At 70.7% G+C, this 22,464-nt stretch carries 20 protein-coding genes; 10 read left to right on the forward strand and 10 right to left on the reverse strand.

Features of this window, described 5'->3' with window-relative positions; translation table 11 throughout:
• Positions 1-229 precede the first annotated feature (229 nt).
• The 8 genes from AN215_RS13515 to AN215_RS13550 form a co-directional block, all read right to left on the reverse strand.
• The gene (locus AN215_RS13515) at positions 230-1,165 is read right to left on the reverse strand and encodes a LysR family transcriptional regulator (RefSeq protein WP_070009333.1); all 936 of its coding nucleotides are present in this window, start codon (positions 1,163-1,165) and stop codon (positions 230-232) included.
• Positions 1,166-1,254: 89 nt separating this feature from the next.
• Positions 1,255-2,598, reverse strand: coding sequence for a cytochrome P450 (locus tag AN215_RS13520; RefSeq protein WP_245694428.1), 1,344 nt, complete (start codon positions 2,596-2,598; stop codon positions 1,255-1,257).
• A 196-nt stretch (positions 2,599-2,794) separates the two neighbouring features.
• The gene (locus AN215_RS13525) at positions 2,795-3,898 is read right to left on the reverse strand and encodes a selina-4(15),7(11)-diene synthase (RefSeq protein WP_070009334.1); all 1,104 of its coding nucleotides are present in this window, start codon (positions 3,896-3,898) and stop codon (positions 2,795-2,797) included.
• A 382-nt stretch (positions 3,899-4,280) separates the two neighbouring features.
• Positions 4,281-5,813 (reverse strand): cytochrome P450, encoded by a 1,533-nt coding sequence (locus AN215_RS13530; RefSeq protein WP_216093799.1) that lies wholly within the window; start codon positions 5,811-5,813, stop codon positions 4,281-4,283.
• Entirely contained in the window at positions 5,810-6,430 is a 621-nt protein-coding gene (locus tag AN215_RS13535) for a GTP-binding protein (RefSeq protein WP_070009335.1), read from the reverse strand. Before AN215_RS13535 ends, AN215_RS13530 begins: the two co-directional genes overlap by 4 nt.
• Positions 6,411-6,764 (reverse strand): DUF742 domain-containing protein, encoded by a 354-nt coding sequence (locus tag AN215_RS13540; protein ID WP_070009336.1) that lies wholly within the window; start codon positions 6,762-6,764, stop codon positions 6,411-6,413. Before AN215_RS13540 ends, AN215_RS13535 begins: the two co-directional genes overlap by 20 nt.
• Positions 6,761-7,165, reverse strand: a complete 405-nt coding sequence (locus AN215_RS13545) for a roadblock/LC7 domain-containing protein (RefSeq protein WP_245694430.1) — start codon at positions 7,163-7,165, stop codon at positions 6,761-6,763. The genes AN215_RS13540 and AN215_RS13545 overlap by 4 nt, the downstream gene beginning before the upstream one ends.
• A gap of 3 nt (positions 7,166-7,168) precedes the next feature.
• Positions 7,169-8,893 carry a sensor histidine kinase gene (locus AN215_RS13550; RefSeq protein ID WP_079122951.1) on the reverse strand — a complete coding sequence of 575 codons (1,725 nt, stop codon included), beginning with the start codon at positions 8,891-8,893 and terminating at the stop codon, positions 7,169-7,171.
• Positions 8,894-9,960: 1,067 nt separating this feature from the next.
• Between AN215_RS13550 and AN215_RS13555 the strand changes: the two genes are divergently transcribed.
• Together AN215_RS13555 and AN215_RS13560 are read left to right on the forward strand one after the other, a co-directional pair.
• The gene (locus AN215_RS13555; RefSeq protein WP_420856104.1) at positions 9,961-11,433 is read left to right on the forward strand and encodes an SPFH domain-containing protein; all 1,473 of its coding nucleotides are present in this window, start codon (positions 9,961-9,963) and stop codon (positions 11,431-11,433) included.
• The gene (locus AN215_RS13560) at positions 11,430-12,764 is read left to right on the forward strand and encodes an SPFH domain-containing protein (RefSeq protein WP_070009338.1); all 1,335 of its coding nucleotides are present in this window, start codon (positions 11,430-11,432) and stop codon (positions 12,762-12,764) included. Before AN215_RS13555 ends, AN215_RS13560 begins: the two co-directional genes overlap by 4 nt.
• 156 nt (positions 12,765-12,920) lie before the next feature.
• On the opposite strand, the gene AN215_RS13565 is transcribed toward AN215_RS13560, so the two are convergent.
• Entirely contained in the window at positions 12,921-13,880 is a 960-nt protein-coding gene (locus tag AN215_RS13565) for a TIGR03621 family F420-dependent LLM class oxidoreductase (RefSeq protein ID WP_070009339.1), read from the reverse strand.
• Positions 13,881-14,035: 155 nt separating this feature from the next.
• Here AN215_RS13565 and AN215_RS13570 point away from each other — a divergent pair, with 155 nt between their 5' ends.
• On the forward strand, positions 14,036-14,944 hold the full coding sequence (locus AN215_RS13570) for an alpha/beta hydrolase family protein (RefSeq protein ID WP_070009566.1): 909 nt from the start codon (positions 14,036-14,038) through the stop codon (positions 14,942-14,944).
• Positions 14,945-14,972: 28 nt separating this feature from the next.
• On the opposite strand, the gene AN215_RS13575 is transcribed toward AN215_RS13570, so the two are convergent.
• A complete protein-coding gene (locus AN215_RS13575) occupies positions 14,973-15,749 on the reverse strand; it encodes an IclR family transcriptional regulator (protein WP_216093800.1) in 777 nt (258 codons plus the stop codon).
• A 117-nt stretch (positions 15,750-15,866) separates the two neighbouring features.
• Between AN215_RS13575 and AN215_RS13580 the strand changes: the two genes are divergently transcribed.
• The 7 genes from AN215_RS13580 (at position 15,867) to AN215_RS13610 (ending at position 22,434) form a co-directional block, all read left to right on the forward strand.
• Positions 15,867-17,174 carry an MFS transporter gene (locus AN215_RS13580; RefSeq protein ID WP_079122954.1) on the forward strand — a complete coding sequence of 436 codons (1,308 nt, stop codon included), beginning with the start codon at positions 15,867-15,869 and terminating at the stop codon, positions 17,172-17,174.
• The gene (locus AN215_RS13585) at positions 17,171-18,355 is read left to right on the forward strand and encodes a 4-hydroxybenzoate 3-monooxygenase (RefSeq protein WP_070009341.1); all 1,185 of its coding nucleotides are present in this window, start codon (positions 17,171-17,173) and stop codon (positions 18,353-18,355) included. The genes AN215_RS13580 and AN215_RS13585 overlap by 4 nt, the downstream gene beginning before the upstream one ends.
• A 171-nt stretch (positions 18,356-18,526) precedes the next feature.
• Positions 18,527-19,135: a DinB family protein gene (locus AN215_RS13590; protein WP_070009342.1), complete on the forward strand. Its 609-nt coding sequence runs from the start codon at positions 18,527-18,529 to the stop codon at positions 19,133-19,135.
• Between the two features lies 1 nt (position 19,136).
• On the forward strand, positions 19,137-19,574 hold the full coding sequence (locus tag AN215_RS13595; RefSeq protein ID WP_070009343.1) for a VOC family protein: 438 nt from the start codon (positions 19,137-19,139) through the stop codon (positions 19,572-19,574).
• 156 nt (positions 19,575-19,730) lie between these two features.
• Positions 19,731-20,198: a nucleoside deaminase gene (locus AN215_RS13600; RefSeq protein WP_070009568.1), complete on the forward strand. Its 468-nt coding sequence runs from the start codon at positions 19,731-19,733 to the stop codon at positions 20,196-20,198.
• A 265-nt stretch (positions 20,199-20,463) separates the two neighbouring features.
• Positions 20,464-21,345, forward strand: a complete 882-nt coding sequence (locus AN215_RS13605; RefSeq protein ID WP_070009344.1) for a GNAT family N-acetyltransferase — start codon at positions 20,464-20,466, stop codon at positions 21,343-21,345.
• A 201-nt stretch (positions 21,346-21,546) separates the two neighbouring features.
• Positions 21,547-22,434 carry an aminoglycoside phosphotransferase family protein gene (locus AN215_RS13610; RefSeq protein WP_070009345.1) on the forward strand — a complete coding sequence of 296 codons (888 nt, stop codon included), beginning with the start codon at positions 21,547-21,549 and terminating at the stop codon, positions 22,432-22,434.
• Positions 22,435-22,464 lie beyond the last annotated feature (30 nt).

Below are 22,464 nucleotides of genomic sequence, written 5' to 3' on the forward strand. Positions count from 1 at the left end.
GGCGGAAGACCTCGCGGACGGACATCACGAGCGGACCCTCGTGGGCCCCTTCGGGCCCGGGGCCCCCACCGGCCGGGGCGGGCCGGTGGCGGCCGGGGCGCCGCCGGGCTCTCGTGTCCGCTCCGGGATACCGCGAGACGGCGGAGCAGGGTCGCGAGCGCACCATCAGAATCTCCGCGTGCCGTGCGGGCGGTCAAAGCGAACCTCGCTATCGCGGCATAGCCGGTGCCTATGACCCCAGGTGGACGCTGAGCAGCTCGTCCAGCGCGTCCCGTACGCCTGCCCCTTCCGCCACCTCCAGCAGGGCCCGCACCATCGCCGGGCGGGGCTCGTGCGCGGCGAAGACCAGGCCGACGCGCGGCCTGTGCGCGGCCTCGCCGTCGCCGTGCAGCCGCACCACGCGCATGCCTGCCGGAATCCCGAACATGTGCAGCCACGCGTGGGAGATGACGCTCGACCAGCGTCCCGAGCCGAGGTGTGCGTAGAGGCCGTCGACCGTGTCGGACTCGACGGCCGGGGAGACGGCCGCGCCGTCCGCGTCGAAGAGCCCGTCGAGGATGCGGCGGTTCCGCATGCGCGGCGAGAGCAGGCACAGCGGGAGCCGTGCGGCCTGTGACCAGCTCACCTCGTCGTGGGCGGCCAGCGGCTCGTCCTCGGGCGTGAGCAGTACGTAGCGCTCCTCGTACAGCGGCAGTCTGTGGACGCCCTGCAGGTCCTCGTCGTCCAGGTACGTCAGTGCCGCGTCGATCTCGAACTCGGCGAGCCGGCGCATGATCTCGATCGAGGAGAGCGACTCCAGACGTACGCCCGCCTGCGGGTGCCGTTCGCAGAACGGCGTGGTCAGCAGCGAGGAGACGGTGAGCGCGGTGGGGATGGCGCCCAGGCGCAGCGTGCCGGTGAGCCGGCCGTGCATCGCGGCGACCTCCTGCTGGAGAGCGTCGCGGTCGCCCAGAATGCGGTGCGCCCACAGCAGGACACGTTCGCCCTCCGGGGTCAGGCCCTGGAAGCGCGGGCCGTGCTGGACGATCGGGATGTCCAGCTCGCGCTCCAGCTTGCGGATGCCCGCCGAGAGGGACGGCTGCGAGACGAAGCACGCGGCCGCCGCGCGGGCGAAGTGACGTTCCCTGGCGAGCGCGACCAGGTATTCCAACTGGCGGAGCAGCATGCCCCACCTTGACCCGGCGGACGGGGAGCGGTCCACCTTCCGGCCCTGCTCAGCCCGCCGGGGCCTGTCTCAGCGTGCTCGGCCCTGCCTCATTCCTGCCTCGGCACGACCGTCATCGGAAGGCTTTCGGGGTGCGCGACGGCCGAGGCGACCTCGCGGACGGTATGGCCCGGCACCCGCTGGAACTTCCAGCGCCGCAGGACGGTCGCCAGCGTGATCACGATCTCCGTCCAGGCGAAGCCGTCGCCGATGCACTTGCGGTTGCCCGCGCCGAAGGGGATGTAGCCCTCGCGCGGCACGCTCGCACTCCGCTCCGGAAGCCATCGGTCCGGGTCGAAGCGCTCGGGGTCTTCATACAGGCGTGCGTCGCGGTGGAGCGCGTAGAGGCTGAAGGCGAGCTCGGTGCCGACGGGCAGCTTCGCGCCTCCCAGTTCGACGGGCGCGGTGGCCTGGCGCATCAGCAGCGGTACGGAGTGCATACGGGAGATCTCGCGCAGCACGCGGTCCATGTACTCCAGCTTGGGCACGTCCTCGAAGGTGACCGGACGGTCGCCGATCACGGATTCGATCTCGGTCAGCAGCTTCTTCTCGACCTCCGGGTGGGTTGCGAGTTCGTGGAAGGTCCAGGCGAGCGTCGAAGCCGTCGTCTCGGTGCCGGCGAACATGATCGCGACGAGTTCGTCCCGCACCTCGCGGTCGCTGAGCCTCTCGCCGGTGTCGGCGTCCCGGGCGCTGAGCAGCAGTGAGAGGAGATCCGCGTTCTCCTCGTCGCCCTCCTGGTGGGAGAGCTCGATGACGTCGTCGATGACCTTCCGCAGGCGCGTCGCGGCGGTGTCGAAGCGACGGTTGGCGGGGATCGGCAGCCTGTCGAGGAGCCTGGGCGTCACGGCCCTTATCAGCGCGGTCTTCAGCAGGATCGGTACGTCGCGGATGACGGCGTCGGCGGCTGGGCGGCTGATCTCCGCGGAGAACATGGTCTCGGCGAGTGTGGCGACCGAGAACTGCGCCAGTTCCACGTCGACGGCGACCGTCTGACCGGGCTTCCAGCCGTCGGCCATGGCCTGTGCGCGGGTGGCCATGACTTTCGCGTAGCCGGCGATGCGGGCCTGGTGGAACATCGGCTGCATCAGCCGACGGTGGGTGCGGTGGATCGTGGAGGGCGCCGTGGGCAGGGAGTCCCCGACGAGGACTCGTGCGCGTACGAAGAACCGTCCCTTGTCGAAGTTGCGCGCCTTGGTCACCAGCAGCTCGTGGGTGAGCTCCGCGCTGGTGACGAAGTAGACCGGCAGGGTGCCGACGTCGACGCGTACCAGGTCGCCCGTGTCCCGGAGCGACTTCATGAAGTCGAGAGGATGCCTCAGCAGCGGGAGGGCATGACCGATCAGGGGGAGGTGTTTGGGGGCTCGTGGAACAGCCTTCAGTGCAGCACTCACGTTCGCAGCTCCTTCGGGCGGGAGGTGGGGGGGGTCCGGTGTGGAGGTGCAGCCGATGTGAAGTTCGGTGATCCGTGAAGCGGACCGCTGCTGTCCGGTGGGGAGGACAGGGGCCGGCGGCCTCGGCCGGATGCGGTTCAGGCGGTCCAGGCGGTCAAGCGGTCAGGCGGTCGTCGGGCTCAGGCGGCTGTCGGGCTCAGACAGTCGCGGACGGGCGGAATTCGCCAAACGCAGGCTGAAACGATTCCCTCTCCGGGAGCACGTCCCACCACCATGCGACGGCCGGGATGTCCAGCGCCTCGTCGCTGGCGTCGGTGGGGGTGTCGCAGAACGTCGAGGGCAGTCCGGCGGGGTCGTGAGGCGTCGTATAGCGGTGTGAACTGATGCCCCAGTCCTGGGCTCCCCGGATGAACGTCCCGAGGTTCTCCAGGTACTGCCGCAGCTGGGGGCTTCCCCTGGCGGCGAGTTCGTCCCGCAGGCGCAGGAACAGGCACATCACGCGGTCGCGTTGGGCGACGGCGCGCGTCAACGCCTGGGCCGGGGAGAGCTGCTGCTCGTGCTCCAGCACGCGCAGCACGTTGAGGTAGTAGCGCTGTGCCCTGCTCTCCTTGTGGTACGAGAAAAGGTCGTTGTCCCAGGTGATGATGAAGTACGCCATCTCGGCCGCGGCCCGGACGGCGGTGCTGTCCCGCTCGTTGGGGTGCAGCTCGTAGCCGTGGCCCATCTCCAGCAGCGGCAGTACGACGGACGTCGCACCGTCGTACAGGCGCATCAGCGTGTAGTCGTTGAGGTCGGGGACGGTCTCGTTGCTGCGGTGGGAGGCCTCCCACACCACCGAGAGGAAGTACTCGCGCAGCGCGTCCACCCAGCGGGCCTCCTGGCCCGGCGTCGCGTGCCGGGAGACCCGGTGCCGCAGATCTCTCAGACCTTCGGCCAGGGCGTTCTGCGAGAGCATCGGCACGTCCGGGTTCTGTGCAACGCGCAGCATGCGGGAGAGCTCACCGACCAGCCCGGCCGGGTCCTTGCCGAGTTCGCCCTCCTCGCAGAGGCCGTCGTCCACCCCGAAGAGCCAGATGATGAAGTCCGCGAGTATCGACACGACTTCCTCGCGGCCCTCGGGCAGGACCCGGGCGGCGAAAGTGCCGATGTCGTGCACGACCAGCTTCTCGCGCAGCTCCGGCGAGCCGATGGAGAAGGCGTTCGCCCAGGCGGTTGTACGTTCGTTGATCGCCTCGTGACGGGGATGGATCGCGGGCGGTATGGGGGAGAAAAGGGGCGGCACGATCAAGCCGTGCTCCACTGTCGATCACCTCAGTCGTCGGGCGGCGCCTGGCCGCCGTCCACTCAGCCGCTTCGGCAGTCGGTCCGACCCGCGACCTCCTGACCTGGGCAGAAATCAGCCAATACCACGCACTAGCTGCGGAGACGACGCGTTCCCGCGACCGGCGGAGACCGGGTCGTCACCGTCTGCTACATGGACATCACCACTTCATCAAGGGGCTATCCGGCCACGGAGAACAGGCGTGACACGCTGCCGAGCGGTCAAGGCCACAGGGAGCCTTGCCCCAGGTCACCCGCGATTACACGTTCAACTAACGCTGCTGTGAGGCGAGTTGACGCCAGTGGCTGAATGAGGCCGGGCATTGACGACATTCCGGGCGAGCGCCGGCTTCTGCCGTCGGTCACCGTCCCCGCAGCTTTCGCTTCAGCGACGTCCACCAGGAGGCGTGCACGGTCGGCGGCGCCTCCGGAGGCATGGGCATCGAAGCAGGCTCCTGCGGCCGCAACGGGGGGAGTTCGACGGAGGGCACGCCCGGGCCCTGCCGGGTGCTGCGGTTGCCGCGGCGCGCCGCGAACTCCACCGGCAACTCGATGAGCCGACGCGACATCAGCGCGGTCTCCCAGGTCAGACGCTCCTCCGGAACGGCCAGGCGGAGATCCGGTAGCCGCCCGAGCAGCGTGTCGATTCCCGTGTCCACGATGGCCCTGCCGAGGTCCTGTCCCGGGCACTCGTGGGGACCTCCGCTGAAGGCCAGATGCGAACGGTTGCCGTACATGGGCGCGGACTTGTCGGGACGGATGGCGGGGTCGGCGTTGCCGGCTGCAAGGCCGAGGAGCAGCATGTCTCCGGCCTTGATCGTCTTGCCCGCGAGCTGCGCGTCACCGGTCGCCCAGCGGCCGATATTCGTCGTCATCGGGGGCTCGTCCCACAGCACCTGCTCCAGGGCGTCGGGCAGCGTCATATGCCCCCCGGCCAGAGTCGCGCGAAAGCGGTTGTCGGTCAGCACGAGGCGGAGTGTGTTCGCGATCAGGTTCACGGTCGGTTCGTTGGCCGAGACGAGCACCACCCGCAGGTGTTCGCGTACTTCGTCGTTCGTGAGCCGGGCAGGATGCTCCAGCAGCATCGACGCCAGGTCGTGGGCCGGTGAGGCACGCTTGCGGTCCACCAGGTCCTGCAGGGCCTCGGTGATGTAGTCGTTGCTCGCGACCGCCGTCTCCGAGCCCCGGATCATGTCCTTGGCGGCGTCAACCAGACGGGGCCCGTGGTGCTCGGGCATGCCGAAGAGCTGGGTGATGACGCGCAGCGGCAACTGGTCGGCGAACTGCTCGACCAGGTCGGCGCGGCCTGTCGGTTCGAATTCGTCGATGAGCTGGTGCGCGAAGCGCGTGACGTACCTGCGTACGCCCCGCGACTCGAATCGCGCCAGGCTCTCCGTGACGGCCCTGCGCAGGCGCTCATGCTCCTCGCCGTCGGCGAAGACGCACAGCGGCTGCCACATCGTCAGCGGCGCCAGCGGATGGTCCGGCGGTACCTTCCCCTGCTGCATGTCCCGCCACAGCCGGGAGTCACGGGAGAAGAGCGAGGGGGTGCGGGAGACCTCCAGGTTCTCCCGGTGCCCGAGCACCAGCCACGCGGGGCGGTCGCCGGGCACCAGTACGGGCGCGACGGCTCCGTGCTCGCCGCGCAGCCGCTCGTACAGCGCGATGGGATCGGTGTCGGCCTCGGGGCCGTACAGACGTCGCAGCCCGCCGGGGCCGAGGCCGTGTGCGGGACAGCCGGGCGGCGGGGCGGAGGAGGCCTCGGGGCCGGTGGCGGCAGGGGCCGCAGGGCCTGGGTCCGCGGGGGACGCGGGACCGGGGGAGACAGGGCCGGGAGCGGACGGGCCGCGGTCGTCGGGGCCGTGAGCGTCCGGGTCCGGTGGTGGAGAGGTCACTTCGCCTCCGAGGTGAGAGCAAGCGAGCGCAGGTAGTGCATCAGCTTCAGCAGGACGTCCTGGCTGGAGGACCGCTGGCGCGCGTCGCACACGACGATCGGGACCTTCGGGTCGAGGTCCAGGGCCTTGCGCAGCTCCTCCACGGGGTAATCGGGGGCCTCCGGGAAGGCGTTGACTGCGACGACGAACGGGACGGCGGACTCCTCCAGCCGCCCGATCACGTCGAAGCTGACCTCGAGACGACGCGTGTCGACGAGGACGACGGCGCCCAGGGCACCGTCGAAGAGGCCGTTCCACAGGAACCAGAAGCGCTGCTGGCCCGGCGTCCCGAACAGGTACAGCACCAGCTCCTCGTTGAGGCTGATGCGTCCGAAGTCCATCGCCACCGTCGTGGCGGTCTTGCGCTCCACGCCGGCGGTGTCGTCGACGTTCTCGCTCGCCTGCGTCATCGTCTCTTCCGTCGTCAGCGGACGGATCTCGCTGACGGAACGGACCAGGGTCGTCTTGCCGACACCGAAGCCGCCCACGATCACGACCTTCACCGCGGAGCTGGCCGAGGAGGGCAGTCTGTCTTCGCTCCGCGGCCCCGTGGTCGTGTCAGAGATTCCGGAGTCCATGGATCACCGCCTCAATTAGTTCGATGTCGGGAAGCGACGGGGCGGGCGATCGCGCCTCGACCCGTTCCTCGGTGAGCAGGTCCGCCAGCAGGACGGTGATCACGCTCACGGGAAGCCCCAGGTACGCGGAGATCTCCGCCACGGAGAGCGGGGAGTTGCACACGCGCAGAATCGACGCGTGCTCAGGCTGCATCCCCACCTGCGGGTCGGCCCTGGCCACGATTAACGTGACCAGGTCCAGACCCGTCTGCCGAGCGGGGTCGCTGCGTCCACCGGTGATCACATAAAGCCGCTCGGGGCCGTTCTCGTCCCACCCCGGAACCTCCTGGCTCATACGGCCAATCCGCCGTCGCGCGGGGGACTGGTGAGGTGTTCGCCGATGCGCGCCACCAGGTCCCTCATGCGACCGCCGACCAGTCCGGCGTCGACACCCTCGTCCGCGAGCACGGCGAGGTGCGCACCGGTACCGGCCGCCATCAAGTACATGAATCCGCCGTTGACTTCGATGACGACCATGCGCATCCGCCCGTCGCTGTGCGGGAATTCGGAGGCCACGGCGGAGGACAGGCTCTGCAGACCGGACCCGATCGCGGCGAGCCGGTCTGCCGTGTCGGTGTCGGTGCCGTGCTTGGCCATGCACAGCCCGTCGGAGGAGAGCACGAGCACGTGGCGGGTCTGCGGAACGGTCTCCGCGAGATCCTTGAGCATCCAGTCCATGTCGGCACGTCGTTCCATCGTTCACTCACCCTCATCCGACGACGTGTCTTGGTTGCTCTCGGAGCCGCTGTCCGTCCTGGCGTCCTCGCCCGTCCGGCCGGACAGTCCGCTCTGCAGGTCGGCCATCCACAGGCCGGGTGCCGGTTCGTCCGCCGCGGGCTGCGCGGGAGGCGTGGCGGAGGCCCGCCCGGCGCCGCCCGGGCGCGCGTCCGGGTTCGGGGTGCGGCGGCGGCGCTGGGGCAGCCCGTTGGCGTTGCGTTCGATCACTGGCGGCGTCTCGTCCTGCACTTCGTCTTCCTGCCGTGCGGGGCCGGTTTCCGGAAGCCAGGGCTCGTGACGCGGCATCCGCTGCGCCTCCGTGGGATGTTCACCGCCCGGGGAGCCGGCGGAGGACGCGGGCGCGGTCTCGTGCCAGGGTGCGCTGTTCGCGGAGGCGACGGCGGCGGGAGCGGCCCGACCGGGAGCGGCCGGACCGGGAGCAGCCTGGCCGGGCTCCGCCTGAGCGGGCATTGCCTGAGCAGGTCCTGCCTGACCGAACGCGTCCTGGCGAGCTGCCTCCTGCCCCGGGCCCGCTCCGATGCCGTGGGCCCGTCCCGACGCGGGCGCGGTGGTGATCAGCTTCTTCGGTACGACCAGGACGGCACGCACACCGCCGTACGCCGAGGGTGGCAGCGAGACCTGGAAGTCGTACGCCTGGGCGAGCCGGCCGACCACGGCGAGCCCGAGGCGCGGCGACTCCCCGAGGTCGTTGAGGTCGATGCCGGCCTGGGCTTCCTTCAGTCTCAACTCGGCCCGGGCACGCGCCTCTTCGCTCAGCCCGACACCGCCGTCCTCGATCTCGATGGCGATGCCGGCGTGCACCTCGCCCGCGGTGAGATGGACGCGGGCACTCGGCGGCGAGTAGCGCGTGGCGTTGTCGAGCAGTTCGGCGAGCGCGTGGATGAGCGGTTCCACGGCGGGGCCGACGACCGCGACGTCGGCGACGGAGTGCAGCTCGACGCGCTGGTAGTCCAGCACGCGTGACATCGCGCCGCGCAGCACGCTGTAGACCGGGACTGCCTTGCTCCACTGCCTGCCCGGCCTGGCGCCGCCGAGCACGGCGATGCTGTCCGCGAGCCGGCCGATGAGCGCCGTGCCGTGGTCGAGCCGCAGCAGGTCCGCGAAGAAGTCCGGGTGCCGGCCGTGCCTGTCCTCCATGCCGCGCAGGTCGGTCGCCTGCCTGTGGACGATGGCCTGGACGCGCCGTGCGACGTTGACGACGCCGCGCTGTGCCGAGTCGCGGAGCGTCTCCTCGGCCTGGACCGCCTCGACGACCGAACGCAGCAACTGCTGGTGTGCGGTCTGGAATTCGCTGCTCAGCCCTTCCGCGCGAGGCATGGACTGCAGCACGTCCTCGGCGAACTCGCCCTCCTGGAGACGCTCCACCGCCTCGGGCAGACGTTCCTTGGCCAACTGCACGGTGGCAAGCTCCTGTTGGTGCAGCCGGGCCTGGAGTACGGACAGCTGCTGGGCATGCTGAGCGCGCAGAGCCGCCAGCGCCCGCCCGCGGCGGGCCACTTCGGCGGCGACCAAGGCGACCGCGACGGTTGCGACCAGGCCGCACACGGAGACCGCGATCCGGGCGTCCTCCGGCAGCAGGGGGACGGCGATGCCTGCGGCCACGGCCGTCGCGAGGGCGGGCAGCAGCCAGACGAGTACCGGGCCGCCGGACCCCTGATCTCCGGGTGACGATCCAGCACGAACCATCAGGATCCTCAAATCAATCGAAAAGCTGGTGAGCAGGCGGTGCGAGGGGGCTGCAGCAGAAGGTCCTGGGGAGCTCGCCCCGCCGCACGGGTGGTCCCAAGTCGGCGGCAGGGCAAGAGATTTGGTCCGGTCCACCGAGCCCCGGGCAGCATAGCCGGAACCGATCACTTGTGACACAGAGTCTTCGGCTGTGCGCTCTTGACAGACCATTTCAGTGCCGAAACTGAGCAGGTCAGGACAGTAGGGCGGCGGATCCTACAAATGTGTGCCAGGTGGACAGATGGCCGCTGCACCGAAAAGCGGAATGCGGCGAGGGGAGGTGAGATGGAGGAGAAAGGGCCGCATCGCCGGGAACCGGTGCCGAAGGGCCGTATTGGGCGCCACTCCTCCTGGCCGGCGAGAGGCCGCCGCGCCAGCCTGGAACGGTGGATCGTACGTGGGCCCTCCGGTCGAGGAGATTTCGTGTCGATCTCGTATTCGGTGAGTGCGTGCTGAGCAGAACTGACGCAGCGTCACTTCGAAAAGCTGCCCCGCCCCCGGTGGGGAGAGGCGCTGCGCTTGTGTAGGTTGGCTCGCGGGTGTACCGGTATCCGGCCGGCAGGCGGGGTAGGAGGCGGTTCACCGATCGGGGGGCGCATCGCCTGCGCACTGCGTCGGAACGGTTGCAGACACCGGCACATGACCGCGTGACGCACGGACGGCGTACGGCATTCGCCTGCGGCACCGGCGTACGACCGCGTACGGCGGACACCGGCATCCTCGCCCAGCTGTCGCTGGGTGGGCCCCCATCGGCACCACCGCCCCGGCACCCGGCGGACGGACGGCATGCGAAGAGGGGGAACTGCGTGAGTCAGAGCGTGAAGAGAGTCGCGAAAGCGGTCTCGGAGAATCCGGAGCTGCGCGAAGCAGCCGAGGGCGAACTGCGGCGCCGCGGCGGTGCCGTCGTGCAGCAGGTGCCGGACGGAGGGCGTGGCGGCGGCGGTTCGGACGGGCCGCGCGGCGACGACGGGCTCGACCCCGCCGACTTCCCGGCCGCCCGCGAGCAGGGCGGCGGCATCGACACGGTGATGACGCAGCAGACCGTGTCCATGGACGAGGCGCGGGAGGTGCTCAACCGCAGCGAGCAGCGCCGGGAGGACGGCCGCAAGGTCCATGCGATCTGCCCGATGGCCCTGCCCCGCGGCCGCTCGTTCGTGAGCATGCTGCCCGTACTGATGCTGCTCGTGCTGGGAGCCGTCGGCGGCGCCGTCGCGTCCGCCGCGGGGAGCCCGCTGCTCACTCACCCCGTCTTCGGCATCCACTACTGGGTCCTGTCACTGGCCGCCGTCGGCTTCGTGTGGTGGCGGCAGGGCATGGTGATGGTGCCGGACGGCTGCCAGGCCCTGATCACCCGCTTCGGGAAGCTGGAAGAGGTGGTCGGCCCGGGCCGGGTGATCCTGCTGAACCCGTGGAAGCGGGTGTCGTACATCATCAACACCACCCGCGAGTACCCGTTCAACGCTCCGGTGCGCGAGGCCCCCACGAAGGGCGGCGTCAAGGCTTCCATCGACCTGTTCATCCAGTTCCGCATCAGCGACCCGGTGGAGTTCGTCTACACGCTCGGCGCCGTACGCGGATTCGAGGAGAAGCTCAGCAACGCCGTCAGCGAGACGATCCGCAGCCTCATCTACGAGCAGGAGGCCGCGGAGATCTACGACATGGTCGGCGAGGACACCGGCCGCCTGCTGGAGCAGGTCAACCAGCAGTTCCGTCCCGCGGTGGAGCTGACCAACGCCAACATCACGCACGCCGAACCGTCCGACCGCGGCTACCGGATGGACCTGGCCTCGCCGGAGATGGTGCGCGTCGCCAAGGACGCCTACACCCACGAGTACGCACTGCACCTGCGCAAGGAGCAGGACGAGGGCGATCTGACCAAGGAGCTGGCCTCCCGACAGGAGACGCTGTCGGCGATCATGGCGGACATCGCGCAGTACCAGGCGCAGATGGACACCGCGGTCGAGCGTGAGACCAACCGGGCCGAGGCGACGGCCCGCCAGCGCTACGTACAGGCCGAGTCCGAGGCCAAGGCCAACGCGGCGCTGCTGGAGGCCCAGGCCTTGGACATCCGCGCGGTGACGGCCGCCGAGGCACCCGAGATCCTTCAGTACCGCTATCAGCAGCAGGTTCTGGACACCCTGGAGCAGGTCGCCGACCACCTTCCGCGGCTGGTGCGGATCGGCGGCGGCTCGGAGGCCGACGGCGGCGTCGGCGTCGACTTCCTCGCGCTCGCACGGGAGTTGGTGGGCGAGCAGGGTACGGAGCTGTTCTCCGAGGAGGACATGGCGGCCGTGCGCACCCGCCTCGAGGAGGTCGCGGAGCGCATCCGCTCCCGCGAGGGCGAGATCGAGGCGCTGCTGGAGGCGGAGCGCCCGACGGTGCCGGCGCCGGCGGGCGCGGCAGCGGACGGCACCGCAGCAGACGGCACCGCCGCCGGCGTCACGGCAGCGGGCGTCACGGCAGCAGACGTCCACGCCGCATCCGAGGAGGCCGCAGAATGAGCGCCACACGCAACCGCAGGTCGGTCATCTCCGAAGAGGTCGCGCCCTGGAGCGAGATCCGTCAGCTGCTGCGCGGCGGCGAGACGGACAAGCTGGTCCCCGTCATCATCCCCAAGCACACCCGCAGGCTGTGGTGGCTGCTGCTGATCTGGCTGGGGCTGTTCGCGTTGCTGACCGGCGTGATGTTCACGCTGAAGGAGTCCGGCGACGGCGGCGCGGCCGACATCGCCTACGGCGCGCTCGCCACGGTGAGTTACGCGACCGGTGCCTTCCTGGTGCTGGCCGGGGTGCTGTGGTGGTGGCGTTCCTCCATCGCGGAGATCGAGCAGGGCACAGCCGGTGTCCTCACCCGTTACGGAGCCGTCAGCCGCACCCTCGACCCCGGGCGCCACTACCTCTGGCACCCCTGGTCCCGGGTGGACTTCGTGGTCGACACCGCCACCGAGATCCCGTACTCGGCCCCGGTGATGGCCTGCCCGACCCGGGAGAACGTGCCGCTGCGCTCGATCGAGTTCTTCCTGAAGTTCCGCATCACCGACGCGGTCCTGTTCGTACGGACCATCGGCGCCGGCAACTTCGACCTGGTGCTCTCCCAGGCGGTGCAGGACGCCATCCGGCAGCGCGCGCGGCTGGTCCAGACGGAACGGGCGTACGACCTGCGCGGTTCCGACGTCGCCGACATGCAGGAGCTTCTCAACCGCCAGCTCGCCCGCTACGGGGTGCGCATCACCGGTTCCAACATCCCGGACGTCCAGCTGCCGGCCCAGTACCAGCAGCACCTGGCCACGCGGGAACGTGTCGCCAAGGAACGCACCGCGTACGACCAGGAATGGGGTCTGACGCGCAAGCGCCGGATCGACAGCCTGCAGATGGACATCGAGCGGGCGAAGAAGGTGCGGGACGCCCGCATCGTCGAGGTGAAGGCCGCGCTCAACAAGGCGCGCGAGGACGTCGCGCAGCTCCTGGAGGAGCAGGAGACCAACGCGCAGAAGGTCCGCTTCGAGATCGAGACCCGCGGCCGCAGCGGCCTGATCTCCGCCGAGAACGAGTCCCGTGCGCAGCGCCGTCTGGCGCAGGCCTACCGCGACAACCGTGCGGTGCTCCAGTACGAACTGGCCCGCAGGCGGCTGGAGGTGGGCGCGATCCTCGCCGGGCGTGCCCCGCAGCCCGTGGTCGTCCGCACCGACGGCGGGGGCGGGGACAACTCGGCGCTCTCGACGCTGCTCACGGCCCAGCTGATGCCGAAGCTGAACGGTTCGCTGACGTCCGGCCCGGCTGCCGCCGGGTGGGGGCCGCAGAGCGGCACCCGTCAGGGAGGCGGCGAGGCCTGACCTGGCCGTCCGGGCCCGTGCCACCGCCGCTCGTGCGGGGCATGGGCCCGGGCTCCGGGCCTTCGGCTCCGGGCCCGTGCCCGGCGGGGCAGCTCAGCCGCGTGCATGTGCGCGCCGTGCCCGGCGGGGGCCGGGCTCAGGCCCGTGCGCGTCCGTTCAGCCGCGGGCCGCGAGCTCCCGTACGCGGGCGACGACGGGGGCGAACGCCTCCGCGTACGGGCCGTGCACGGTGTAGTGGGTGAAGCCGTACCGCCGGCGGTTGCGCATCACCTGTTCGGCCATCTCCTCGACCGTGCCGATGAACACGAAGGGGCACTCCAGGAGTTCGTCCCGGCTCATGGACGGGCCGAACCGCTCCAGAAGGCGCTCCGCCTCCGCCTGCCGGTCCTCCGTCACCACGGCCATCTGCGTCAGGGCCTGCCATTCGACCCGGTCGGCCCGCGCTCCCGCACGCTCCCGCACGTGACGAACACGCTCGTCGGCCTCGGCGGCGGTACCGAGCCGCATCGTCCCCGGCGGCTCGCCTCTGACCTGGTACACCCCCGCGATGCCGACGATGTCCGCGTACTCCGCCGCGATGTCCAGCACCCGGTCACCGGTGCCGCCCACGATCAGCGGCGGCCCCGCTCCGTCGAACCCGGTCCGCTGTACGGGACGCAGGGCGGGGAGGCCGAACCTGGTCCGCATGCCGGCTTCCTGCTCATAGCCGTCCGACGCGAAGAGCCGTCCCAACTCCCGTACGGTGTCGCGCAGATGATCCGCGCGTTCGCCGAAGGCCCGCCACGGGATGCCCGCTTCGTCGAACTCCCACTTCATGTGCCCGGCACCGATGCCGAGTTCGAGCCGTCCGCCCGTCAGGATGTCGGCGGTCGCGGCCTCCCGGGCCAGCAACGCCGGGTTCCAGAAGGCCGCGTTCAGCACCAGGGTCCCCACTTTCAGCCGCTCGGTCGCCTGTGCGGCGGCGACGAGCAGCGGGAAGGGGGCCGCGATGCCGAGGTGGTCCGCGGCGTACACGGCGTCGTAACCGAGCCGTTCGGCCCGGCGGCACTCCGCGACGACCGCGTCGTACGACTCGTAGCTCTCCAGCCCGTGTGAAAACCGAAACTCCCGCAGCATGCGCCGAAACTACCCACCGGGCGGCCCGCCCATGGCTCTGCGGCGCCGTCCGGCACCCGGCTCTGCCGAGGGCAGAACGCGGGGCGCCGAACTCAGACCCCGCAGGCGTGCTCCGGGGGTTGCCGGTGCGCCCGGGCGTTCGTACGGTCATGGTCATGGCACGAGTTGCCGCTGACGCCCCAGCTCCCAGGCGCCGCAAGGCCGCCGGGCTGCTCGCCGCAGCCCTCCTTGCCGCTGCCGTGGCGAGCTCGGCCTGCGCCGGGGAGCCGCCTGAGAATCCCCCGCCGAAGAGCAGCCCGGGCGAGGCCCCGCCCGAGCGCGACGTCGAAGGGCCGGGGAAGGGCCCGTACAAGGTACGTACGCAGACCGTCTCGCCCGGCGACGTGGACGGCGACTTCGGCAGCGGCACCGTCCACTACCCGGACGACACCGGCCGTGACTTCGGGGTCATCGCCGCCTCACCGGGGCTCGGCGCGGACGAGTCCATGGTCACGCCGTACGGGGAACTGCTGGCCTCGCACGGCTTCGTGGTGATCACCTTCAACACGAAGACGCTGGAGGACTCGCCGTCCCAGCGGGGCCGCCAGCTGCTGGACGCCCTCGACTACGCGACCGGACGCAGCGCCGCCGCGGACCGTACGGACGACAAGCGCCTCGGTGTGATGGGCCACTCGATGGGCGGCGGCGGTGCGTTGTTCGCCGCGTCCCGCAACCCGGACATCAAGGCGGCGGTACCGCTGACTCCGTACGAGGAGACCCGCCGCGACTGGCCCCGCGTGAAGGCGGCCACGCTCGTCATCGGCGGCAACAACGACGAGATCGCCCCTGTCACGGACCACGCCGAGGCCTTCTACGACGGTCTGAGCGGGGCCGGGGAGAAGGCGTACCTGGAGCTGAAGGGCGACCACTTCGTGGCCACTCCGCCCGACGGACTGGTGACCCGCCAAGTCGTCGCCTGGTTCCGCCACTTCGTCGCCGGCGACTCCGGCTCAGCCGCCTCCCTCTGCCGGCTTCCCAGCACGGGCCTCATCACCGAGTCCCGCGACACATGCCCGATCGGCTGACCGCGCGGCACCGAAGGAGCCGCCCGGCTCAGCGGTTTGGCCGCGGGGTGTGGTCCCGTACGTAACCGGGATAGGGGTCGTCGCCGGCCTCCGCGAGCCGGGCGCCGATGCCGCGTGCGGCCGCGAGTACGGGCGGAGCCAGCCGGTCCAGTTCCAGACTGCTGGAGCGGACCACCACGCCGACGGCTGCGACCGGCTCGTCGTCCACCAGCACCGGGCTCGCGACCGAGCAGCTGCCCAGCGTCATCTCCTCGCGCGTGGTGGCGAACCCGCGCCGCCGCGTGCGCCGCAGGTCACGTCGGAGACGGCCCGGCTCCCGGATCGAGTACCTCGTCGGGCGGCTCAGCTGCCGGCCGAGATGGCTGTCGATGACGGCGGGTGAGGCCCAGGCCAGCAGCGCCTTGCCGACGCCGGTCGTATGGAGCGGCAGTCGTCCGCCGGTACGGGAGATGATCGGTACGGACCGGTGGCCCGTGAGCTTCTCCACGTACAGGGCTTTGTCGCCGTCGCGTACGGCGAGATGGACGTTCTCCCTGGTGGCCTCGTACAGCTCCTGCATGAACGGCATGGCGACGTCGCGCAGGCGCGTGTGCACACCGCTGAGCAGCCCCAGCTCCAGCAGGTGCAGCCCCACTCGGTACTTGCCGTCGTCCTCACGCTCCAGGCCGCGCCAGCTCGTGAGTTCGCCGACGAGCCGGTGGGTGGTGGGCAGGCTCAGGTCCGCCCGCCGGGCGAGCTCGGAGAGGGAGAGCCGCGGGTGCTCGAAGTCGAACGCGTCGAGGATCGCCAGCATGCGTGATGCCACGGTGCGACCCGGCTGACTGTTGTTTCCGGACATCGGCTTCCGCCCAGTGAAAGACAGTGCTGTGCGTGGAGTGTGCCACGCCCCACGATGTCGGTCACCCCGACAAGGAGAAACACCATGTCGTCAACGTCCCCGAGTTCCCCGGTGCCCCCTTCCGCCACGAACTCCGCCGCGGCGTCGGGCGCCGCCCGCGCAGCCCAGGGCGGGTTCTGGCCGGTTCTGCTCTGCTGGCTCGCGGTCGCGCTCGACGGGTTCGACCTGGTCGTGCTCGGAGCGGTGATCCCCGCGCTCACCGAGTCGCACGCGCTCGGATTCGACTCCGGTTCCCTCACGACGGCCGCCACTCTCGGGCTGGTCGGCGTCGGAATCGGCGCGGTGGCGATCGGCCCCCTCACCGACCGGTTCGGCCGCCGTGCCAGCCTGCTGACCTGCATCGCGGTGTTCTCCGTGCTGACCCTCGCGATCGCCTGGGCCCCGAACATCACCACCTTCGTGGCCCTGCGGTTCCTCAGCGGCCTGGGCCTGGGCGCCTGCCTGCCCACCGCACTGGCGTACATGACCGAGTACGCGCGGGCAGGCCGCCGCGGCTCGGCCGTGACGCAGATGATGACCGGCTACCACGTGGGCGCGGTGCTCACCGCCGTGCTGGCGATCGTGGTCATCCCCGAGTTCGGCTGGGAGGCGATGTTCGTCATCGGCGGGGTCGCCGGGCTGCTGACGCTGCCGTTGATGTGGGTCAAGCTGCCGGAGTCGCAGGCGTTCCTGGAGGCCCGCGGCAAGAGCGCCTCCCCTGCCGCCTCCCCGGCCGCTTCTCCTGCCGAAGCGCCCGTGCGGCCCTCCGCCCTCATGCGCGGCCGGCTGCTGCGCGTGAGCCTCGGCATCTGGATCGCCTCGTTCATGGGCCTGCTCCTCGTGTACGGGCTCAACACCTGGCTTCCGCAGATCATGGGCGCCGCCGGCTACTCGCTCGGTGACTCGCTGGGCCTGCTGCTCGCGCTCAACCTCGGTGCCGTGGCCGGCCTGCTGATCGCCGGGCGGGTCTCGGACGCGCGGGGCAACAAGCGGACCGTGCTGCTCTGGTTCGCCGTCTCGGCCGTCTTCCTGGCGCTGCTGTCGGTCAAGATGGAGTCGACGGCGGTCGTGTACGCCGCGGTCTTCCTCGCCGGCGTCTTCGTCTTCAGCGCCCAGGTGCTCGTGTACGCCTTCGTCGGCCACCTGTTCGCGGCGGAGGTACGCGGCACCGCCCTGGGCCTGGCCGCCGGCGTCGGACGCCTCGGTGCCATCGTCGGCCCCTTCCTCGGCGGCCTGCTGGTGAGCGCGGGGATCGCCTACCCCTGGGGTTTCTACGCCTTCTCCGTGGCCGCGGTCCTCGCCGTCCTGGCCCTCGTGGCCGTACCGGCGCACCTGCGCGGGAGCCGCTCGTGAGGAGGACGCGTACCCAGGTGGTGATCATCGGGGCCGGCCCGGCCGGGCTGCTGCTGTCCCATCTGCTCGACCGTGAAGGCGTCGAGTCGGTCCTGCTGGAGAACCGCGCGCCCGAGTACGTACGAGGCCGCATCCGTGCCGGAATGCTGGAGCACTCGACCGTCGAGTTGCTCGGCGACGCCGGTGTCGGCGACCGGCTGGGCCGCGAGGGCATGGAGCACCGGGGGATCTACCTCCAGTTCCCGCACGAGCGCCACCACATCGACTTCCACTCGCTCGTGGGCCGGTCGGTGTGGGTGTACGGGCAGACCGAGATCACCGGTGACCTGATGCGGGCACGCTCCGCAGCGGGTCAGCAGTCCTACTACGAGGTCAGCGACGTCGCCCTGCACGACCTGGACGGTGACAGCCCCGCTGTGACCTTCGTCGATGCGGACGGGAGTCCTCACCGCGTCCACTGCGACGTGGTCGCCGGCTGCGACGGTTTCCACGGCCCCGCACGCCGGACCATCCCGGACGGTGCGCGCCGCTCGTTCGGCCGGGAGTACCCGTACGCATGGCTGGGAGTCCTGGCCGACGTCGCTCCGTCCACCGACGAGCTCATCTACGCCTGGCACCCCGAGGGTTTCGCGATGCACTCCATGCGCTCGCCCTCGGTCAGCCGCCTCTATCTGCAGGTCGACCCGGACGAGGACGTCGCCGAATGGCCGGACGACCGGATCTGGGAAGCGCTGGCCCGGCGACTGGGCGACGGGCAGGACGGGTGGCGGCTGAAGCCCGGGCGGATCACGGACAAGTCCGTCCTGCCGATGCGGAGCTTCGTCTCGACGCCCATGCGGTACGGCCGGCTCTTCCTGGCCGGCGACGCCGCCCACATCGTCCCTCCGACGGGTGCCAAGGGACTGAACCTCGCCGTGGCCGACGTTGCGCTGCTCTCCCGGGCGCTGGCGGCACTGCTGCGCGAAGGCGACCCGCGCCTTGCGGACGACTACTCCGCGACGGCGCTGCGGCGGGTCTGGCGCGGCACCCACTTCTCGTGGTGGATGACCAGCATGCTGCACGTCACCGGCGATCCCTTCGACGCCCAACTGCAGCGCTCACAACTGGAATGGGTGGTGCGCTCGCCGAGCGCCGCGGCCGGCCTGGCCGAGAACTACGCCGGGCTCCCCATCGGCTACTGAGCCCCGGCCCGGGTCCCGCCCGGGTCCTGCCCGGTTCCGGCTGGGTCGGGCCGGAGTCCGCGGGCCGATCCGAGGCTCCGTACGGCCGCGGCGCCCGGCGCTGACACGCGCTCACTCGTCTCCCACACGTTGCGGAACGAAGCTGTCCGCAACACGCGCCAGGCTGTCCTCATGACCGACCAGAACTGGAACCTCCAGCTCCGAGACCAGATCGACTGGCACTGGACCCACCAGCTTCGCGCGCGCCTCGACGGGCTCACCGACGACGAGTACTTCTGGGAGCCGGTGGCCGACTGCTGGAGCGTGCGGCGGCGTGGCACCGGCTCCGCACCGGTGCAGGGCGGATCCGGCGCCATGACCATCGACTTCGCCATGCCGGAGCCCGATCCTCCGCCGTTCGCGACGATCGCCTGGCGGCTCGGCCACGTGATCGTCGGCGTGCTCGCCATGCGCAGCGCCTCGCACTTCGGCCGTGAGCCCACCGACTACAACTCGTTCGAGTACGCGGAGACCGCGGGCGAGGCGCTGGCACAGCTCGACGCCGAGTACGCCACGTGGCTGGCCGGGGTCGAGTCCCTCGGCGAAGCCGGCCTCGCCCGCCCGTGCGGGGACGCCGAGGGACCGTACGCCGACCGTCCGCTCTCAGCGCTCGTGCTGCACATCAACCGCGAGCTCATCCACCACCTGTCGGAGGTGTGCCTGCTCCGCGACCTCCACCTGCACGCCCACCGGCAACTCCCGAGCCGTACTCCGGACCGGACCCAAGAGGAGGCGAGCTGAGATGGCCCGCGACATCCAGATCACTCTCGACTGCGCAGACCCGGCCAGACTGTCCGCCTTCTGGGCCGAGGCCCTCGGCTACCGGCTGCAGGACCCGCCCGGGGGCTTCGCCTCGTGGGAGCAGGCACTGGAGGCGATGGGCGTGCCGCCCGAGAGGCGCAACGACGCCTCGGCCGTGGCCGATCCGGACGGGTCGGGGCCGCGGTTCTTCTTCCAGCGGGTGCCGGAGGGCAAGCAGGCGAAGAACCGGATGCACGTCGATGTGCGGGCCGCCCCCGGACTGGAGGGCGAAGCGCGGATGGCCGTCCTGGAGGCGGAGGCAGAACGGCTCGTCTCGCACGGCGCCACCCGGCTCGAGCGTCACGAACCCGATCCGCCGCTCCTCACCGGGCACATCGTGATGGCCGACCCCGAGGGCAACGAGTTCTGCCTCGACTGATCAGCCGCGTACCTCAGCCGCGTATGGCGGGGCCGGTCTGCGCCGGGCCGCCGGGCCGGCCTGCCCGCCGGAACGGAGTCACCGGCGCCCGGCCCCTCGTACGCTTGGCATCCGCGAAGGTCACACTCTGGGGGAAGCACGGTGGACGACGTCGAGATGCGGCACCTGCGCCGCTGCGTGGAGCTGGCGACCGAGGCACTGGAGGCAGGCGACGAGCCGTTCGGCTCCGTGCTCGCCGCCGCGGACGGCACGGCGCTGGCGGAGGACCGCAACCGCGTGGCCTTCGGCGACCGCACCCGCCACCCGGAGTTCGAGCTGGCGCGCTGGGCAGCGGCGAACATGACTCCCGAGGAGCGCGCGGCGGCGACCGTCTTCACCTCCGGTGAGCACTGCCCCATGTGCGCCGCGGCGCACGGCTGGGTCGGACTGGGCCGCATCGTGTACGTGAGCTCGTCCGAGCAACTGGCGGCCTGGCTGGCGGAGTTGGGCGTCCCCGCGCCTCCCGTGCGTACCCTCCCGGTCCGGGAGGTCGCGCCCGGAGTAGTGGTGGAGGGCCCGGTACCGGCCCTCGCGGAGCAGGTGCACGAACTGCACCGCCGCTGCCACGGCGACAGCCCGTCCTGAGCAGTGTGCGTGCCGGCAGGTGTGCCGGTCGTTCGCGAACTCAGCAGGTGCTGACCGGTCCCGGAGAGGGAGCAACACACGGTCGCACGCGGCACCGTGGCGATAACCCTTTGCCGGGGACGCGTCAGGCCGTCTACGTTCTCCCAGCCGTCCGGGGTGTCCCGGACCGGCACCGTCGAAGAGGAGGTGTGGAGCACATGCGCAGGAGTGCCGAGCAGTCGAGCCCGCGTACCGACCTCATGTACCCCTTCACGACGGAGACACCTTGCCGCTTCACATCACCCCGCTGACCGACCCCCGGCACGGGCCGTACAGCCGGCGCCTCGCATGGCTGGCGTCCGACGCCTCTTCCGTTCCCGTCGGTACGGCCTTTCTGCGCCTGTCCACCGATGCCGGACAGGCGCACCTGGCCGAACTGGCCGTCCACGTGCATCCCGTGGAACGGCGCAAGGGCGTCGCTTCCCGGCTCCTCGACGCCGCCGTGGCCGCCGCACGCAGCGATGCCGGACGCTGCCTCGCCGCACGGGCCGTGGCCGGATCGCCAGGCGAACGCTTCCTGCGCGCCCGCGGCTTCCGCAAGGTCCTCACCCTGAGGTACGCCCGCTTGCCGCTCGCGGACGTAGCAACCACCGGCCTCGCCGGGATCGTCGAGCGTCCGCATCCCGGCTACCGGCTGGCGTCTTGGCAGGGGACCGTCCCCGGCGACCTCGCCCGTACGTTCGCAGCCGTGCGCCGAGCCATGGACGACATGCCCGTGGACGACGCCGAACTCCCCACCGTGACCTGGGACGTGGACCGGGTGCGGGCAGCCGCGAAGGCCGTCGAAGAGCGCGGCGACCGGCTGCACACCGTCGTCGCACTCGACACCTCCGACGGCTCGGTCGCCGGGTTCACGGAACTCGTCGTCCCCGGGAACGGCACGGGCGACGGCATGCACTACGGCACCGGCGTGCTGCCCGAGCACCGCGGGCACGGGCTCGGCCGGTGGATGAAGGCCGAGTCGGTCCGGCAGGCCCGAGCGCGGTATCCGGACCTCGGCGGCCTCCTGACCGACACCGCCGAAAGCAACACGCACATGAGACGCATCAACGACAGCCTCGGCTACGCGCCCACGCACACGGAGTCCGGCTACCAGCTCGACCTCTAGGGCGAACGCAAGGGCCCGACCGGGCACTTGGGCACCACCGCACCACCCGGTCCGGCCTCTGGCCGCGAACGCAAGGAACCCACCCGCATCCGCAACGAGAAAGGCATTCGCTGGGGCGGGCACTCCCGCAGGGGCGGGCCCCCGGGACAGCAGCCTGAACCAATCGGCGAACCAATGCGATCACGGCCTTAGGTTGGCGGTATGAGCCTCGACATTCCTGACCAGGTCCGCAAGACGGTCATAGCCGACGGGAACGAGTCCTGGCTGGACGAGCTGCCAGGCGTGGTCGACTCGCTGGCCCGAAGGTGGTCCCTGACGACCGGGGCCGGCTTCGCGGGCGGTCACGCCGCCCTGGTCCTCGAAGTGACGCTTGTCGACGGAACTCCGGCGGTCCTCAAGATCGGTGTGCCAGGTCGGGACATCGGGCAGGAGGCCGTGGTGTTGCGCCTGGCGAACGGAGAGGGATGCGCCAAGCTGCTGGGCGAAGACTTGGAGCGACAAGCCCTTCTGCTGGAGCGCCTTGGGGCTCCGATGCACGACACCGTCGCCGATCCTGCAAGCCGCCACAACTTGCTGTGCGAAGCGGCGGTCCGCCTGTGGCGTCCGGTCGGTCCCGGCATCGATCTTCCAACCGGCGCGAAGTTGGCTGAGCAGTACGCTGAGCGGCTGCCAGGACTATGGGAGCAGGCGGGACGACCGTGTTCGCCGGCCACTGTGGCGGACGCGCTGAATTGCCTGAGCCGTCGTCGACTCGCCCACGACGATCGATCCGCGGTTCTGGTCCACGGTGATATCCACGAGATGAACGCCCTGCAGGCGAGTGACGGCGGCTACAAGCTCATCGATCCAACCGGGCTGCGGGCCGAACCGGCATGCGATCTCGGCACAATCGTGCGTTGCAACCCGGACCTCGGCGATGACCTCCGGGCGCGGACTGAGCAACTGGCTTCTCGCACGGGCGTGGATGCCACCGCCATCTGGGAATGGGGAACCGTTCACCGGGTCGTCAGCGGCGTCTACGCCTGCAGTATCGGCTTTCAGCCCTTCGGCGATCTGCTGCTGGCCGAAGCGGACCGCCTCACGGAGTAGTCACCCCATTCACCGGCCGCGATGACCGGC

The organism is Streptomyces abyssalis (genome assembly GCF_001751365.1).
Classification (GTDB): Bacteria; Actinomycetota; Actinomycetes; order Streptomycetales; family Streptomycetaceae; genus Streptomyces; species Streptomyces abyssalis.

Coding starts and splice junctions, on each gene's coding strand:
- AN215_RS13515 (WP_070009333.1), bottom strand. CDS start 1,165: ATGCTGCTCCGCCAGTTGGAATACCTGGTCGCGCTCGCCAGGGAACGT.
- AN215_RS13535 (WP_070009335.1), bottom strand. CDS start 6,430: ATGGACTCCGGAATCTCTGACACGACCACGGGGCCGCGGAGCGAAGAC.
- AN215_RS13540 (WP_070009336.1), bottom strand. CDS start 6,764: ATGAGCCAGGAGGTTCCGGGGTGGGACGAGAACGGCCCCGAGCGGCTT.
- AN215_RS13545 (WP_245694430.1), bottom strand. CDS start 7,165: ATGGAACGACGTGCCGACATGGACTGGATGCTCAAGGATCTCGCGGAG.
- AN215_RS13550 (WP_079122951.1), bottom strand. CDS start 8,893: ATGGTTCGTGCTGGATCGTCACCCGGAGATCAGGGGTCCGGCGGCCCG.
- AN215_RS13555 (WP_420856104.1), top strand. CDS start 9,961: ATGACGCAGCAGACCGTGTCCATGGACGAGGCGCGGGAGGTGCTCAAC.
- AN215_RS13560 (WP_070009338.1), top strand. CDS start 11,430: ATGAGCGCCACACGCAACCGCAGGTCGGTCATCTCCGAAGAGGTCGCG.
- AN215_RS13565 (WP_070009339.1), bottom strand. CDS start 13,880: ATGCTGCGGGAGTTTCGGTTTTCACACGGGCTGGAGAGCTACGAGTCG.
- AN215_RS13570 (WP_070009566.1), top strand. CDS start 14,036: ATGGCACGAGTTGCCGCTGACGCCCCAGCTCCCAGGCGCCGCAAGGCC.
- AN215_RS13580 (WP_079122954.1), top strand. CDS start 15,867: ATGTCGTCAACGTCCCCGAGTTCCCCGGTGCCCCCTTCCGCCACGAAC.
- AN215_RS13590 (WP_070009342.1), top strand. CDS start 18,527: ATGACCGACCAGAACTGGAACCTCCAGCTCCGAGACCAGATCGACTGG.
- AN215_RS13595 (WP_070009343.1), top strand. CDS start 19,137: ATGGCCCGCGACATCCAGATCACTCTCGACTGCGCAGACCCGGCCAGA.
- AN215_RS13600 (WP_070009568.1), top strand. CDS start 19,731: ATGCGGCACCTGCGCCGCTGCGTGGAGCTGGCGACCGAGGCACTGGAG.
- AN215_RS13610 (WP_070009345.1), top strand. CDS start 21,547: ATGAGCCTCGACATTCCTGACCAGGTCCGCAAGACGGTCATAGCCGAC.